The following is a 15,562-nucleotide window of genomic DNA, read 5'->3' as shown; positions in this document are numbered from 1 at the left end:
CAGGAGTTTCAGCGCGGAACGCGCCGGTCCGCTCCCCCGCGGTGCTGCTTAGCATGGCCGGATGGACATCTCCGGCCTCCCCGCGGACGCGCGCCAGCGGCGCAGCTCCGAAATACGCGAGTTCCTGCGCTCACGGCGGGCCCGGCTGACGCCCGAGGACGTGGGCATGCCCCCGACCGGCGGGCGGCGCACGCCGGGGCTGCGGCGGGAGGAGGTGGCGGTGCTCGCCGGAGTGGGGGTGTCCTGGTACACCTGGCTGGAACAGGGCCGGGAGATCAACGTCTCGGCCGGGGTGCTGGACGCCATCGCGCGGGTGCTGCGCCTCGACCCCGCCGAGCGGGAACACCTGTACCTGCTCGCCGGTCTCAACCCGCCGCCCGAAAGCGTGTCCCCCGCCGGTCGGCGGGAGGTGCCGCCCGGACTGCAGCGGGTGATCGACGGCTGGCTCCCGCGCCCCGCCTACATCATCGACCGGCACTGGAACCTGGTCGCGGTCAACCGCGCCGCCCGCGAGGTGTTCGGCTACGGCGAGGACGATCACAACTGCCTCGTGAGCTTCTTCACCAACGCCCGCTACAGCGCCGCGATCTGCCAGTGGGAGGACGCCGCGCGGGCCATCGTCGGGCAGTTCCGCGCGGATGCCGCCCGTTACCCGGACGACCCGGAGTTCAGCCGCCTGGCCGCCGACATGTGCGCGGTGAGCCCGGCCTTCGCCGGTGTCTGGGCGGAACATCCCGTCGGCTCCGCGACCCAGGGCACCAAGGCCCTCGTGCACCCGGAGGCCGGTGAACTGACCTTCGAGTACACCTCGCTGCCGGTGCCGGACCTGCCGGGCCACCGCCTGCTGCTCCACACCCCCGAGACGCGGAGCGACACCGGCTCCCGGCTGACGGCGCTGCTGGACGTACGGGAGCCGGACACCGTCTGAGATCCAGCGAGGGTGGTGGTGGCAGACCCAGGTTCAGCCGGCTCTGCCTCATGCGGGGGCGCCGATCGAGGATCGCCGCATGAACCGACTCACGAACCACCCCACGGACCGACTCACGAACCACCCCACGGACCGGCCCACGAACCGACTCACGAACCGGCTCACGAACAAGACGGCCCTGATCACCGGCGGCACCAGCGGCATGGGACTCGCCACCGCGCGCCGTCTCCTGGACGAGGGCGCGTACGTCGTCATCACCGGGCGTGACCAGGCACGCCTGGACAGCGCCATGGCCCGGCTCGACGCCGCCGACCGGACCCTCGCGGTCCGTGCCGACGTGGCCTCCCTGACGGACCTCGACCACCTGACACGGCAGATCGAGACCTGGCGCGGCAGCGTGGACGTGGTCTTCGCCAACGCGGGCGTCGGGGTCTTCAAGCCCAGCTCCGAACTCACCGAGGCCGACTTCGACCACGTCGTCGACGTCAACTTCAAGGGCGTCTTCTTCACGATCCTCAAGGCCCTGCCGCTGATGCGGGACGGCGGCTCCGTCGTCGTCAACGCCTCGTGGACCCTGCACCGCGGCCTGCCCATCGCCTCGGTCTACTCCGCCAGCAAGGCGGCCGTGCACAATCTCGCCCGTACCCTCGGCGCCGACCTGGCGCCGCGCGGCATCAGGGTCAACTCGATCAGTCCGGGCTACATCGCCACGGAGATGTACCGGGAGGCGAACCCCGACCCCGGCGCCGAAGCGCGCAACGCCGCGGAGGTGCCCCTCGGCTCCCTCGGCCACCCCGACGACATCGCGGCGGCCGTGGCCTTCCTCGCCTCCGACGACGCCTCGTACATCACCGGGCAGGACCTCGTCGTCGACGGCGGTCTCGTCGGCTCCGTCCCCGGGGCGTGACCGGGATGTCTGAGACCACCACACACGCCGCCCGGGGGGCCGCCGCTCCGGGGGCCGTCGCCCCGAGGGCCGCCGCTCCGCGGACCCGGACCCCGACCCGGCGCTCCCACCCGGCCGTCACGCTGGTCGCGGTCCTCCTCACGCTGCTGATCCTCCCGACCTCCGTGACCGGCGCCGGGGTGGCGCTGCCGCACATCGGCCGCGATACGCACGCGCCGCTCGCCGCCCTGCAGTGGGTGGTGCACGGCTACAACCTCACCTTCGCCAGCTTCATGCTCGCCTGCGGTTCGCTGGCCGACCTGGTCGGCCGACGGCGCGTGTTCCTCGCGGGCGCGGCGCTGTTCACGGCCGCCTCGGTGGTGAGCGCGTCGGCGCACGGCATCTATCTGCTCGACGCGAGCCGCGCCGTGGCGGGCGTCGGCGCCGCCGCGCTGCTGACCAGCGGCAGCGCGATCCTGGCCGCGACCTTCGAAGGCGCCGCCCGCACCCGGGTGTTCGCGGCCGTCGGCATCATGACGGGCGCCGGGCTGGCCCTGGGCGCGATGGCGGCGGGGACGCTGGCGGACGCCTGGGGCTGGCGCTCGTTCTTCGGCGCGCACGCGCTGCTGATGGCACTGGTCATGCTGGCCACCCTGGGCATGCGGGAGTCCCGGGACGCGTCGGCGTCCGGCGTCGACTGGCCGGGCACCGCCACCTTCGTCTCCGGCCTCTTCCTGCTCATGCTCGGCGTGGTCGAGGGCCCGCAGCGGGGCTGGGCCAGTGCGGGCGTGCTCTCCCTGCTGGCCGGGTCCGTCGTGCTCATGGCGCTCTTCGTGCTGGTCGAGCGGCGGCAGCGGCATCCGATGCTCGACCTCGCGCTGCTGCGCAACGCCAGATTCATGGCACTGTGCCTGATCCCGGTCGTGGTCACCTTCGCGTTCGTGATCCTTCTGCCCCTGCTGCCGAACTACCTCCTGGTCGCGAACCGTACGAGCAGCCAGGCGGCGGGCACCACGATGCTGCTGATGACCCTGCCCATCCTTCCCACCCCGCTCCTGGCCGGGAAACTGATCAAGTGGGGCCTGTCCCTGCGTACCGTGCTCACCGCCAGCCTGGGCCTGCTGACGCTCGGCATCGCCTGGCTCGCCCTCGTCCTGCACCCCGGCGTCGGGGCCGCCGAGCTGGCCGGTCCGCTGATGACGCTCGGGGTCGGGCTGGGCCTCAATTTCGGCCTGGTCGACGGCGCCGTACTGACCGTCGTCGCGCCGGAGGCCACCGGCACGGCCGCCGGTTTCCTCAACACTCTGCGCCTGGGGAGCGAGGCCATCGCCATCGCGGCGGCGGGCTCCGCGCTGGTCAACCTCCTCCAGGGGCGGCTGAGCGACGGCTCGGGCCGCGTTCCCGGCTACGACGGCACCCCGGAGGCCCTGGCCAACAGCGTGAACTCCGGCGACCTCACCGGCCCCTCGTCCACCGTCCCCGCCGCCCTCCGGCCCCAGTTCCTCGACGCCGTCGCGCAGGGCTTCACCGAGTCGTGGCACCTCGTGCTGTGGGGCAGCGCGGCGATCTGCGCGCTCCTGTCCGCGGGAATCTGGCTCATGCTCGCCGAGCCCCGGCGGAGTCCCGCGTGAGCGGCCTGGGGGCGGCAGGAGGAGGGCCCTGCTGGTGGACGCTCCGGCCGGCGGATGGCTCCGGCCGGCGGATGGCTCCGGCCGGTGGATGGCTCCGGCCGGTGGATGGCTCCGGCTGGTGGACGCTCCGGTCAGTGGATGCTGCGGGCCCGCGCGGAGACGGCCCGTGTTTCGGCCGCGCCCGAAACACCTCGCGATCTTGCGCGTCCGCGACGGACGATGCCGCATCGCTCCACGAACCAGGACGAGGGGGTACGCATGCGCGCGAGGAAGCTGGCGGCGGCGGTCGCGGTGACCGTGATCGCGGGAGGCGGGGTCGGGCTCGCGACGGCGGGCACGGCGGCGGCGAGCGACGGGGACGGCACCATGGACACCTGTGCCACGGCGGTGCCGGGCGAAAACGGCAGCGGACCCGGCGAGGGCAGTTTCACGCCCGCCTACGACGACACGATCATCAACGCCCTGGGCGCTTCGTTCGACGGAGACGGCCAGGCGGACGACTTCGACGGAGACGGCCAGGCGGACGACTGAGCCGGGCCGGCAAGGCGTGGGCCCGTGCGGCGGGCGTACCGGTTCAGCGGCGGCGGATCATGAATTGGCCCGCGAGCCAGCCGATCACGCCCATGCCCAGGAGGGCCATCCAGAGCGGCATCGTGACCTCGGGGATCAGCAGCCGGATCTTGGTCTGGCGGGTGTTCTCGAAGATGAAGACGATCGCGAGGACCACGATCACGCCCAGCGTGATGCGGCCCGTGGTCATCAGGCGGCCGGAGCCGCCCCGGGAGCGTGTCCCGGAGGTCTTGGGGCTCATGGCTCCACCTTGGGGACCCCGGCGGCGCGGCGCCCGGCGGGCCGGTCCTACCGGGTGAGCGGCCCGGCCGGGGACCCGTCGGCGGCGAGGGCCGAGGCCGCCGCATAGCCGACCGGCACCTCGACGTCCGCGAGGCGCCAGCCGGGCGGGTCGGCGGGGGCGCCGAGCGTGCTCACGTACGTCAGCGCGGGGTCCTCGGCGAGGCCGGTGCCCGTGCCCTTGAGGTACGCCTCCTTGCGCGTCCAGCACCGCGCGAAGGCCGCCGGACGCGCGGCCTCGGGCAGCGCCTCCAGCTCCGCGCGCTCGCGCGGGTGCAGCGCGGAGGCGGTCTCGGCGACGGTCTTCGCACCGGGGTGCTCCTCGACGTCCACCCCGACCGGCTCCTCGGCCAGCGCGATCAGCACCAGGTCTCCCGCGTGCGACAGCGAGAAGTGCACCGGGTCCCCGGCGACGGACGGACGGCCGTGCGGGCCGTCGCAGACCGGACAGTCGGCCCGCGTGAGGGGGACCTCGCCGGGCGGGACGCCGAGGTGGGTGCCGAGCTCGCGGCGGAGCGCGGTGTGTGCCACGAGATACCGGTCCCGGTCGACGTCCCGGAGGAACGCCTCGGCGCGCTCGCACTCGTCCCGGTCGAGCGTCCCGTACGCGGAGGGCGTCCTCGCCTCCGCGACATGCGCGGACACCCGGAAGACGCGGAGGCTCGTGATCATAGGGAGAACTTACCTGAGAGTGTCCGAATCCCGGGCCCGAGCCCGAGCGGTCCGGGGTCGGGGCGCGAAAAGGTCCAAGTCCCGTTCTCCGTTTGTCCCTTCCCCTCCTCCCCGCCCGGGCGGCACCCTGCAGATCTCCGACCCGGGAGCGCCCATGCGCAGCAGCTCGCACTCCAGCCCCAGGAGCCGGGCGGCGGCACTGGCCACCGCCGCGGCCGCCGCGGCTGCCGTAACCGTCGCGCTCGTACCGCTGACCGCCGCCCCCGCCACGTCGTCGGCCTCGGCGGAGACCCGAACAGGCACCACGTACTACGTGGACTGCGCGGGCGGCGACGATTCCGCGTCCGGCACGGACCAGGACAGCGCGTGGCGCACGCTCGCGAAGGCCGGGGCGCGGACGTACGAGCCCGGCGACCGTGTGCTGTTCGCGCGCGGCACCCGTTGCGAGGGGACCTTCGCGCCCAAGGGCTCCGGCACCGCCGAGGCCCCGATCCGGGCCGGGGCGTACGGGGAGGGCGGCCGGGAGGACCGCCGGGAAGGCCGGAAGGGTGACCAGGGCGGCCAGGGCGAGCGGCGTACGGCCAAGCCGGAGATCGCGGGCGGCGGCGCCCGCGCCGCGGTGCTGCTGGAGAACGTCGAGGGCTGGGAGCTGCGCGGCCTCGCCGTGACGAACAAGGGCCCCGCCACCACCACCGAGCCCCGCGCCGGAATCCTCGTCCGCCTCACGGACCACGGGACGGGCCGTCATTACGTGGTCGAGGACACCGACGTGCACGACGTGAACGGCGCCGACGTCAAGGACGTCGAGGGCTCGGGCGGCATCCTCTTCGCGGCGGCGGGCGAGAAGCGCCCGACGGCATTCGACGACGTGACCGTACGCGGCAACTCCGTCGCGCACGTCGACCGTACGGGCATCGGCACGGCCTCCACCTGGGGCAAGCGCCCGGAGCACCCGAACGGTCCGGGCACCTCGTTCGCCCCGATCACCGGACTCGCGGTGCGGAACAACGACGTCCGGGACGTCGGCGGCGACGGCATCGTCACGCACAACGCGGTCGGCGCCCGCGTCGAGCACAACCGTGTGCACGGCTTCAACATGCGCTCGGCGGGCTACAACGCCGGGGTCTGGTCCTGGAACTCGGACAAGGTCGTGACCCAGTTCAACGAGGTCTCCGGCGGCCACGGCACCCGCGACTCCCAGGCGTTCGACATCGACGGCGGCAACAACGGCAACGTCTTCCAGTACAACTACAGCCACGACAACGAGGGCGGCTTCCTCCTCGTCTGCAACGGCGACGGCATGACCTCCGACCGCAACACCGTCCGCTACAACGTCAGCCTGAACGACCAGAACCGCTCCGCGCCCTACGGCGTCGTCTCCGTCGTCTGCGGGCCCTCCACCCGCACCCTGGTCCACAACAACACGATCGCCACCGGCGTCGAGGGCACGCCGCTGGTCAGCGGGAACGGGCCGGGCGGCGTGACGTTCCGCAACAACGTCCTCGCGGGCGCCGCGGGCGGCTCGTCCGTCTCCGCCGCGCCCAACACCTTCGACCACAACCTCTACTTCCGCGTGCCGTCCGTCCCCTCCGGCGACGGCGGCGCCGTGACCGGCGACCCGCTCTTCACGGGCGGAGCGGACGGCACGACGCCCGGCTCCCCGGCGGGCATCGCCCTGCGCGAGGGCTCCCCGGCACTCGGCGCGGGCGTCCCGGTGCAGGACAACGGCGGGCGTGACTACTTCGGCAACCCCGTGCCGGATACGCCGGACTTGGGTGCCTACCATGGCGGTCCCCGGTGACCCCCGGCTGATCCGCTGCCCCTGCCGATCTCCCGGTGGTCACCCCTCGCGTGGATCCGAGAGAGGCACGCCCGTGACGCCAGTGAGGCCCGAGACGCCCATGACGCCCATGACGCCCGAGACTCCCGAGACACCCGTCGCGCCCGAGACACATGTGACGCCCATGACGCCCCCGCCAGCGGCCCCGGCCCCGGCCCCGGTCCCGGTCCCGGTCCCGGTCCCGGAGGAACTCTTTCCGCGGACCCTGCCCGTGATGACGGAGATGCGCCGGACCGAGAGCGGCCGGGAGTGGCTGGCCGGGCTGCCCGCGCTGGTGGAGCGGATGCGTGAGCAGTGGGACCTGCGGCTCGGCGCCCCGTACCATGGCGGCAGTTCGTCCTGGGTGGCACCCGTCGAGCGCGCCGACGGCTCGCCCGCCGTGCTCAAGGTGACCTGGCCCCACCGCGAGGCCGTCCCGGAGGGGCCGACGCTGCGGCTGTGGAACGGGCGCGGCGCCGTCCGCGTCCTCGCCCACGACCCCGAGCACTACGCACTGCTCCTCGAACGCTGCGACCCCGGCACCGAGTTGGGCCGCTCCACCGCGATCCCGGCCGACGAGCGGCTGCTCCTCGGCTGCGAGGTCATGCGCGAACTGTGGCGCGCCGACCTCGACGAAGGACGTGCCCTCGGCCTGGAGAGCGTCGCCGAACTCACCTCCGAGTGGGCGGACCTGGCCGAGGAACAGGCCGCCCGCACCTGGCCGTCCGCCCTGGACGCGGGCCTCTTCCGGCTCGGCGCCGAACTCTTCCGCGACCTGCCGCGCGGCACCGGGCGCCAGGTCGTGGTCCACGGCGACTTCAACCCCGGCAACCTGATGGCCGCCGAACGCGCCCCCTGGCTGGCCATCGACCCGCACCCGCTCACCGGCGACCCGGCCTTCGAGCCATGGCCGTTGATAGAACAGGTCGATGACCCCTTCGCCAAGCCCGACCCGCACGCCGTGCTCGCGCACCGCACGGCGCTCGTGGCGGACGCGCTGGACGAGGACCTGGACCGCGTACGGGCCTGGTCGGTGGCACGTCACATCGAGTACGCCCTCTGGTCCGTCGACGAGGACGACACCCTCGACAACAGCGTCACCCTCCTCCGCCAGGCCCGCCTCCTGGCCGACGTAGCCGGACTCTGACCCGCCCGCACCAGCTCCTGCCCCTGCCCCTGCTCCCTCTCCTCCTACTCCCCCGTCTCTCTCGTCGCCAGCTCGACCACCACGTCCAGATGCCCGAGATGACGCGCGTACTCCTGGAGGAGATGGAAGAGGATCCAACTCAGCGCTGGCACCTCCTGCTTGTCACCGTCCGCTCCGAAGCGGCCGCCCGTACGGGCCGGGTCACCGAGCGCGGCGGCCCCGGTGATCTTCCGGGAGCGCTCGGCCTCCGCGAGGAACTCCTCGACCACCTCCTCCGCCGTCATCTCCTCCGGCACGTGCCAGCGGTCCCCGGGGCCCCGGTCGCCCCAGGGCTCGGGGATCTGCTCGGCCTCGAACCCCCAGCGCAGCCAGCGCCGCTCGACATGGGTGAGGTGCCGGACCAGCTCCAGCGGCGTCCACCCGGAGGGCAGCACGCTGGAGCGCGACTCGCTCTCCGGCAGCGCCTCCAGCTTCCGCAGCAGAGCACCCCGGCAGTAGTCGAGGTACCCCTCCAGCAGCGCGTGCGGCTCCGCCACGGACATCGGAGGCTCCCCGGAAGGGAGCGGAGGAACGGTCACTTGCTCAGCTCCAGGGCCGGAACGTCCGTCCGCGTGATGCCGAACGTCTGCGCGTACAGGGACAGCTCCGCCTCCACCGCCCTGATGATCGTCTCCGCGCGGCGGAAGCCATGGCCCTCGCCCTCGAACGCGATGTAGGCGTGCCGGACCCCGCGGCCCTCGGCCTGCTCCAGGAAGCGCTCGCACTGGATGGGCGGGCAGATCACATCGTCGAGCCCCTGGAGCAGCAGGAACGGCGTCGCCAGATTCGCCGCCCGGTGCAGCGGCGAACGCTCCCGATACCGCGCGGGGTAGTCTGCGAGCGGCCCGACCAGCGACTCCAGGTACTGCGACTCGAAGTCGTGCGTCTCGTCGGTCGCCCAGCCCTCCAGGTCGAGGATCGGATACGTGATCGTCCCGCACGCGTACAGCCCCGAGACCGTGGGCGAGGTCAGCGAGGCCGCACTCGTCCAGCCGCCCGCGCTGCCGCCCCGGATCGCGAGCCGGGCCGGGTCGGCCGTGCCCTCCTTGGCCAGGGTGCGGGCGACGGCGGCGCAGTCCTCGACGTCGACCACGCCCCACTGCTCGCGCAGCCGGTCGCGGTACTCCCGTCCGTAGCCGGTCGAGCCCCCGTAGTTGACCTCGGCGACGCCGATCCCTCGGGACGTGAAATAGGCGATCTCCAGATCGAGGACGAGGGGCGCGCGGCTCGTGGGCCCGCCGTGCGCCCACACCACGTACGGCGGCAGCTCGCCGTCCGGCGCCGTGTGGTGCGGGTGGTGCGGCGGATAGATGTGCGCGTGGATGTCCCGCCCGTCGGGGCCGACGAAGGTGCGGATCTGCGGCTCCGGGTAGTAGGCCGGATCCACCTGGTCGTGGTGCGGGGCCGCCACGACCAGGCTGTGGCCCGTCCGCGTGTCCAGCTCCACGATCTCGTACGAACTGCGGGGGCTGGCGGCGATGCCGGTGACCCGGGTACCGGTGACGGCGAGGGACGGCGCCCACTCGGTCCACGGGCCCGCCGTGTCCACCAGGTCGCCCGTCTCGGGGTCGAGGACGCCGAGCGTCATCGCGCCCCGGCCGTGCAGCGTGGCCACGAGCCCGTTGGGCAGGGGCGCGAACCAGCGCTGGCCGATCTTCCAGATCCCCGCCGCGAACTCCTCCTCGCGTGGGCAGAGCGCCTTCGACAGCGGACGCCCCTGGCCGCCCGCCGCGTCGAGGTCGAGCCGGTGCAGGTTCCACCAGCCGCTGGCGTCGGCGGCGATGAGCAGCGTGCCGTCGGCCGCCCACTCGGCCTGCGCCACCGACTGGCCCTCGCCGCCCGCGACGACCGTGACCTCGGTCAGGCTCCCGTCCCCCGCGATCCGCGCCGTCTTGACGCGGGTGCTGTCCCAGGGCATCGCGGGGTGGTTCCACGCGATCCAGGCGACGCGGCGGCCGTCGGGCGAGAGCCGCGGGCCGGTCACGAACCGGTCCGCGTCGTCCGTCAGCTCGCGCACCCGCGCCCGGTCCCCGGCCGCCGAGCCGTCGAGCGGCACGGCGACGAGCGCACGCCGCACATCCGTGGGCCCCTCACCGGTGAACTCCTCCATCACGCACCACACCTCGCCCCGCTCGGGCAGCACCACGGGATCGCACCAGCGCAGCCCGTGCTCGGTGACGCCGGAGAGCGGGGTGAGCGCCACGGGGCCACCGCCGGGCGCGCCGGGCCCACCGGAAACGTCGGCCCCGTCAGGCGCGTCGGGCGCGAACGCGTAGAGCCGCTGATCGGCGAAGTGGGTGAAGACCATCAGCGGGCCGCCCTCCTCGGGCGTCCGCGGGGCTCCGGCCCAGGGCTGGCCGCCGTACTCGATGACGCGGTTACGCACGTTCCACGGCGCGGGGAGCACGGAGACGGCGCCCTTACCGCCCCGGGCACCCGCACCGCCCTCGCTGCCTTCGCCGCCTTCGCCGCCCTGACCGTCCTGGACGTCCTGGGCGTTCCGGCCCTCGCAGCGGCTCTCGACGGGGAGCCGCACCAGGGCCCGCCTGCCGCCCTCCTCGGGACGGGGCTCGGTCCACCACAGCTCGTCGCCGACGGCGCCGAGGAATTCGGGCCGCCCGTCGTGCGCGGCCACGAGCGGGGCGTCGAGAGGGGAAGGCCAGGTGCCGTAGGGGGCCTGGGTGGTCATCTGGGGTCAGCCTCCTGATCCGAGCAGAGTGCGGTCGAGCACGTGAACTCCGAAGTGCAGGGCGTCGACGGGCACACGCTCGTCCACACCGTGGAACATCGCCTGATAGTCGAAGCCTTCGGGGAGCCGGAGCGGCGAGAATCCGTATCCCACGATGCCGAGGCGGGAGAACTGCTTGGCGTCGGTGCCGCCCGACATGCAGTACGGCACCACGTGCGCGCCGGGGTCGAAGTGCTCCAGCGCCTCCCGCATCGCCCCGAACAGCGGGGAGTCCACCGGCGCCTGGAGCGGGATCTCGCGGTGCTGGAACTCCCACTCCACGTCCGGCCCGGTGAGCCGGTCCAGCGTGGCGTGGAACTCCTCCTCGCCGCCGGGCAGCATCCGCCCGTCGACCCGCGCCTCGGCGGTGCCGGGGACGACATTCACCTTGTAACCCGCGTTGAGCATGGTGGGGTTGGCGCTGTTGCGCACGGTGGGCGCGACGAGCGAGGCGGCCGGGCCGAGCTTGGTGAGCAGCGCGTCCACCTCCTCGGCGGTGGCGCCCTCGCTCAGCGGCGGCAGCTCGTGCAGCTCGGCGAGCCGGTCGAGCGCGGCGCGCACGGTGGGGGTGAGCCGGAGCGGCCACTCGTGCTCGCCGATGCGGTGGACGGCGGCGGCGAGCCTGCTGACCGCGTTCTCCTTGTTGACCTTCGAGCCGTGGCCCGCGCGGCCGTGGGCGGTGAGCTTGAGCCAGGCGGTGCCGCGCTCGCCCGCCGCGACGGGATAGATCCGCAGGCCGCCTCCCGCGTGGAAGGTGAACGCCCCGGACTCGCTGATCCCCTCGGTGCAGCCCTCGAACAGCTCCGCGTGCCGGTCGGCGAGATAGTCCGAGCCGAACTCGGCGCTGTCCTCCTCGTCCGCCGTGAAGGCCAGCACGATGTCACGCGGAGGACGCACGCCCGCACGGGCCCAGGCGCGGGCGACGGTGAGCATCATCGCGTCCGCGTTCTTCATGTCGATGGCGCCGCGGCCCCACACCACGCCGTCCCGGACCTCGCCCGAGAAGGGATGGACGGTCCACTCGGACGGGTCGGCGGGGACGACGTCCAGATGGCCGTGGAGCAGCAGGGCGTCGGCGGAGGGGTCGGTGCCGGGGATCCGCGCGACGACGTTCGTCCGGCCCGGGGTCTTCTCCAGCAGCGTGGGCTCGATCCCGGCGTCGGCCAGTCTCTCCGCGACATACTCCGCGGCGAGGCGCTCGCCGCCCTCCCCATGGCCCCTGTTCGTGGTGTCGATACGGATCAGCTCCGAGGTGGCCGTGACGACCTCGTCCAGGGCCTGCTGGTCCACGTGTCCGGCAGGTCCGGTCCCGGGGCGCTCAGCCATACTGCTCCTCCACCGCCGACGAGACGACGGTCGTGACCGCCTTGAAGCAGCGGATCGCCTCGTACGCCGACGGGGACGTGTAGGCCACCCGGCGCTCGGCGGTCTTGCGGACACCGGGCACGACCGTGGCGGCGCCGACGAGGTGCTCGGCGTCGAACTCCATCTCGATCGTGTGCGGCTGGGGCTCGGCGGGCTCCCGGCGCCCGGCGAGGGCGACGGCGCGGGAGGCCGCCGCGTGGATGTCGGCGGCGGTGCGGGCGGGGGTGCGGCACACCGCCGCATACCGCGAGACGTAGTCCTTCACGGCCACGCCCTCGGCGTCCGGCGCGTATCCCTTCGCGTCCTCGATCGTGCGGTCGTCGCCCGTGACGAGGACGACCGGGACCCCGTACTCCGCGACCACCAGCGAATTGAGCAGGCCCTCGCTGGCGCGGACGCCGTCTGCCCAGACCCCCGTCAGCGAGTTCGCCAGATAGGTGTGGGCGAGGACGCCCTCGTCTCCGGCCGCCGCGTGATAGCCGATGAAGGCGATCCCGTCCACGTCTCCGTGCTGGACGCCCTCGATCATGCTGAGGGACTTGTGTCTGCCGGTGAGCATCTGGGCGCGCTCGTCCAGCTGCTCGATGAGGAGATTGCGCATCGACCAATGCGCCTCGTTCACCAGCACCTCGTCGGCACCCGCTTCGTAGAAGCCTGTGATCGCTGCGTTCACGTCCGAGGTGAACATCGGGCGGCACCGCTCCCACTGGGACGCCCCCGGCAAGACGTCGCCGGGCCAGGTGACTCCCGTGGCGCCCTCCATGTCGGCGCTGATGAGGATCTTCATGTCTGGAACGTTACGCGGTCGCTCAGGACAAGGACAGACCTGTGGATAACTGTTGAAGGTCTATACCACTAACGGCCGTTGGCCGCCGCGCTGACCAGCCCGTTCATCCCGCGCCGGGCGCGCCGGACCGTACCCGAGCCGGGTCCGGATTCAGCCCCGAGCCCCGGCCCGTGGCCGGCCCCCGGGCCGGGGCTCGGGCCGAGCTCGGCCCGAGCCCCGCTCAGTCCTCGTGGCCGAGTTGGAGGTCCCGCTCCGTCCGGCCGCCCCCGGCGATCTGCAGAACCGTGGCCACCGGCGGATATCCGGCCGCCACGACGGTGTACTCGCCGGAGGACAGATCGACGAACCGGAACGCGCCGTCCGCGCCCGTCGTCACCGTGTCCACGACGTTCCCCGCCGCGTCCAGCAGCGTCACCCGCGCCTCCTCGACCGGCCGCCCGCCACCGGCCCGGACGGTGCCCCGCAGCACGGCGCCGCCCGCCAGCTCGATGTCCTGCCGGGTCTCGCGCGACGCCTGCACGGAGACGGGGAGCGCCGCGGGCCGGTAGACGGGGGCGCTCGCGGCGAGCGTGTACTCCCCCGCGACCAGGTCGCCGATGACGTACGTCCCTTCACGCCCGCTGTGCGTCGTCGCGACGACCTCGCCGCGCACGTCCGTCAGCGTCACGGCCGCGTCCTTGACCGGCTGCCCGTCGGCCGTGAGCACGCTGCCCGCGAGCCGTCCGGCGCCGCCCAGCACCACGTCCAGCTCGACGGGGCGCTCACCGACGCTGACGCTGACCGCGCGCGGCTGGTGACCCCCGGCGGAGGCGATCATGACGTACGCGCCCTCGCCCGGCGTGCTCAGCGCGTACCGCCCGTCCTCGCCCGTCGCGCCGCGCCCGACCTGGCGGCCCGCCGTGTCGACGAGGGTCAGCGCGGCGTGCGGGACGCTGCTGCCGTCGTGGTGCCGGACGCTGCCGCAGACCGGGACACCGGCGCTCGTCGGGGCTCCGACGGTGCCGACGGTCGCGGTGACGGGCTCGGAGGCGCGCGCCTGGGGAACGGAAATGTGCTGGGTCACCAGGGAGTTCTCCTTCAGGAAGAGGGCGAGCAGAAGCCCCAGCAGGAGCATCGGCAGAAGCGAGAGGAAGGCGCGCGGCATGGCGTCGGCGTACGTGTCCGCGTACATGTCACGCAGCGCGTCCGGCAGCCCGTCGGTCCCGGGCGCGAGGGCGACGGCGAGCCGGTGGAGGAGCAGGACGGCGACGAGCGCGGCCCCGAGGGCGCCCGCGGTGCGGCGCACCCAGTCGCGCTGCGCGCCCGCGTACGGGCCCGTCGCGCCCAGCGCGCCCCCCGCGGCGCGGACGAGCACGGGCAGCGTGAAGCCGATGCCGAGCCCGAGGATGGCCGTCCAGACGCCGAACACGGCCTCGGACGTGTCGGCCTCGACCTGCGCGAGCAGCCACATGCCCTCGACGCCCATCGCACAGCCGATGACGGGGAACGTCCTGAAGTGGCCGGTACGGGCGATGAGTTCACCGGCCAGCAGCGCGGCCGCCAGCACGCCGCCGAGCAGCGGGGCCAGCAGCAGCCCCGCCCGCGTGGCACCCTCGTCGCCCGTCGCCGCGTCGACCAGCCACAGATAGTGGGGCAGCGCGTCCGCCGCGCCCACCGCCGCGACGGCCAGGACGGCGCAGAGGAGCAGGGCGCGCGGCCGGGGCAGGGCGGCGAGAGCGGAGCCGGGAGCGCGCGGGGAACGGGGGGAGCGCGTACGCGCTCCCGTGTCCACGGCGAAGGCGCCCAGCGCCAGCCCGAGCAGCCCCGCCGGAAGGGCCAGCCACAGGCACCAGCGCCATCCGTGGGCCTCCGTGAGCCACCCGCCGAGGCCGGGCCCTGCCGCCGCCGCGAGCCCGAGGACGACGAGCAGGAAGCCCAGTCGGCGTGTGCGCGTACGGGCGGGGCCCGTGCCGGAGGCGACCCAGCGGGCCTCGGCGAGCACGCCGCCCGCCGCGACACCCTGCACGATCCGGAAGGCGATCAGCTCCGGCACGGCGCCGCACCAGCCCGCGACCGCGGAACCGGCGGTGAACACGGCGAGCGCGAGCCCGAACGAGCCCGTGTGGCCGCAGCGGTCGCCCAGCCAGCCGAAGAGGAGCGGCCCGAAGGCCATGGCGACGAGGGGGAGGACCAGGATCCAGAACGTCCGGTCGGCGCCGCCGAGTTCACCGGTGAGCTGCGGCAAGGCGGCGGCGATCACGGTCTGTTCGAGCGCCGTGACCGCCACTGCAAGCGTCACCCCGAGCAGCGCGGTCATCCGCCGCCACACCCCGGGCCCCGGCCCGGCGGACCCCTCGGCCCCGCCGGAGACCTCGGCGTCCTCGACCGGCGCGAGCGCGGTCTGCCCCACCGCGGGCCGTACGGGCAACGCCTCGCCGCCCAGCGGAGGTTCGGCGTCGTCACCCTCCGCCGCCTCCGGCTCGCCCGGCTCGTCCGGTCCGCGCTGCGCCGGGAGCGGCAGCACGTAGTCGGGGATCTCCAGGGTCACCTCGACGGCGCCGGGATCCTCCTCGGCGCCCACGCTCACAGGTTCCTGATCGTCCCTGATCCTGAGGGTCGCCCCGCCCGTCCCGCTCATCACTCTCCCCTTGCCGCCGTTTCCGGGGGGAGTATTACTCCCATTGCACGACAAGCAGGAGCAACCGGGAACGGGCGTGGCGCGTGTGACGGGA

General features: G+C 73.7%; 13 protein-coding genes. 6 read left to right on the top strand and 7 right to left on the bottom strand.

Annotated elements, in window-relative coordinates; genetic code table 11:
- Window positions 1–61: 61 nt before the first annotated feature.
- The 4 genes from ACGF3A_RS33515 (at window position 62) to ACGF3A_RS33500 (ending at window position 3,976) form a co-directional block, all read left to right on the top strand.
- A complete protein-coding gene (locus tag ACGF3A_RS33515; RefSeq protein WP_393734193.1) occupies window positions 62–928 on the top strand; it encodes a helix-turn-helix transcriptional regulator in 867 nt (288 codons plus the stop codon).
- Between the two features lie 79 nt (window positions 929–1,007).
- Entirely contained in the window at window positions 1,008–1,835 is an 828-nt protein-coding gene (locus ACGF3A_RS33510) for an SDR family NAD(P)-dependent oxidoreductase (protein ID WP_393734192.1), read from the top strand.
- A 5-nt stretch (window positions 1,836–1,840) separates the two neighbouring features.
- Window positions 1,841–3,445: an MFS transporter gene (locus tag ACGF3A_RS33505; protein ID WP_393734191.1), complete on the top strand. Its 1,605-nt coding sequence runs from the start codon at window positions 1,841–1,843 to the stop codon at window positions 3,443–3,445.
- Between the two features lie 258 nt (window positions 3,446–3,703).
- The gene (locus tag ACGF3A_RS33500) at window positions 3,704–3,976 is read left to right on the top strand and encodes a hypothetical protein (RefSeq protein ID WP_393734190.1); all 273 of its coding nucleotides are present in this window, start codon (window positions 3,704–3,706) and stop codon (window positions 3,974–3,976) included.
- 43 nt (window positions 3,977–4,019) lie between these two features.
- Here the strand turns inward: ACGF3A_RS33500 and ACGF3A_RS33495 are convergent, their stop codons facing one another.
- Together ACGF3A_RS33495 and ACGF3A_RS33490 are read right to left on the bottom strand one after the other, a co-directional pair.
- On the bottom strand, window positions 4,020–4,256 hold the full coding sequence (locus ACGF3A_RS33495) for a DUF1049 domain-containing protein (RefSeq protein WP_393734189.1): 237 nt from the start codon (window positions 4,254–4,256) through the stop codon (window positions 4,020–4,022).
- A gap of 47 nt (window positions 4,257–4,303) precedes the next feature.
- Window positions 4,304–4,966 (bottom strand): 4'-phosphopantetheinyl transferase family protein, encoded by a 663-nt coding sequence (locus ACGF3A_RS33490; RefSeq protein WP_393734188.1) that lies wholly within the window; start codon window positions 4,964–4,966, stop codon window positions 4,304–4,306.
- A gap of 154 nt (window positions 4,967–5,120) precedes the next feature.
- On the opposite strand from ACGF3A_RS33490, the gene ACGF3A_RS33485 reads away from it, so the two are divergent.
- Together ACGF3A_RS33485 and ACGF3A_RS33480 are read left to right on the top strand one after the other, a co-directional pair.
- Window positions 5,121–6,767, top strand: coding sequence for a right-handed parallel beta-helix repeat-containing protein (locus ACGF3A_RS33485; RefSeq protein ID WP_393734187.1), 1,647 nt, complete (start codon window positions 5,121–5,123; stop codon window positions 6,765–6,767).
- Between the two features lie 253 nt (window positions 6,768–7,020).
- Window positions 7,021–7,932 (top strand): aminoglycoside phosphotransferase family protein, encoded by a 912-nt coding sequence (locus ACGF3A_RS33480; protein WP_393734186.1) that lies wholly within the window; start codon window positions 7,021–7,023, stop codon window positions 7,930–7,932.
- Window positions 7,933–7,976: 44 nt separating this feature from the next.
- Here the strand turns inward: ACGF3A_RS33480 and ACGF3A_RS33475 are convergent, their stop codons facing one another.
- The 5 genes from ACGF3A_RS33475 to ACGF3A_RS33455 all read right to left on the bottom strand — a co-directional run bounded on the left by ACGF3A_RS33475 (window position 7,977) and on the right by ACGF3A_RS33455 (window position 15,411).
- Entirely contained in the window at window positions 7,977–8,474 is a 498-nt protein-coding gene (locus tag ACGF3A_RS33475) for a DinB family protein (protein WP_393734185.1), read from the bottom strand.
- Between the two features lie 32 nt (window positions 8,475–8,506).
- On the bottom strand, window positions 8,507–10,660 hold the full coding sequence (locus ACGF3A_RS33470; protein ID WP_393734184.1) for an LpqB family beta-propeller domain-containing protein: 2,154 nt from the start codon (window positions 10,658–10,660) through the stop codon (window positions 8,507–8,509).
- Between the two features lie 6 nt (window positions 10,661–10,666).
- A complete protein-coding gene (locus tag ACGF3A_RS33465) occupies window positions 10,667–12,025 on the bottom strand; it encodes a M20/M25/M40 family metallo-hydrolase (protein WP_393734183.1) in 1,359 nt (452 codons plus the stop codon).
- Complete coding sequence (locus tag ACGF3A_RS33460) at window positions 12,018–12,851, bottom strand: M55 family metallopeptidase (RefSeq protein WP_393734182.1); 834 nt, start codon at window positions 12,849–12,851, stop codon at window positions 12,018–12,020. Before ACGF3A_RS33460 ends, ACGF3A_RS33465 begins: the two co-directional genes overlap by 8 nt.
- 220 nt (window positions 12,852–13,071) lie before the next feature.
- A complete protein-coding gene (locus tag ACGF3A_RS33455; protein ID WP_393734181.1) occupies window positions 13,072–15,411 on the bottom strand; it encodes an MFS transporter in 2,340 nt (779 codons plus the stop codon).
- Between the last annotated feature and the right edge of the window lie 151 nt (window positions 15,412–15,562).

The sequence above is a fragment of the Streptomyces sp. NPDC048172 genome, from assembly GCF_043202595.1.
Lineage (GTDB): Bacteria > Actinomycetota > Actinomycetes > Streptomycetales > Streptomycetaceae > Streptomyces.
This window is presented reverse-complemented; position numbering and strand designations above follow the sequence as displayed.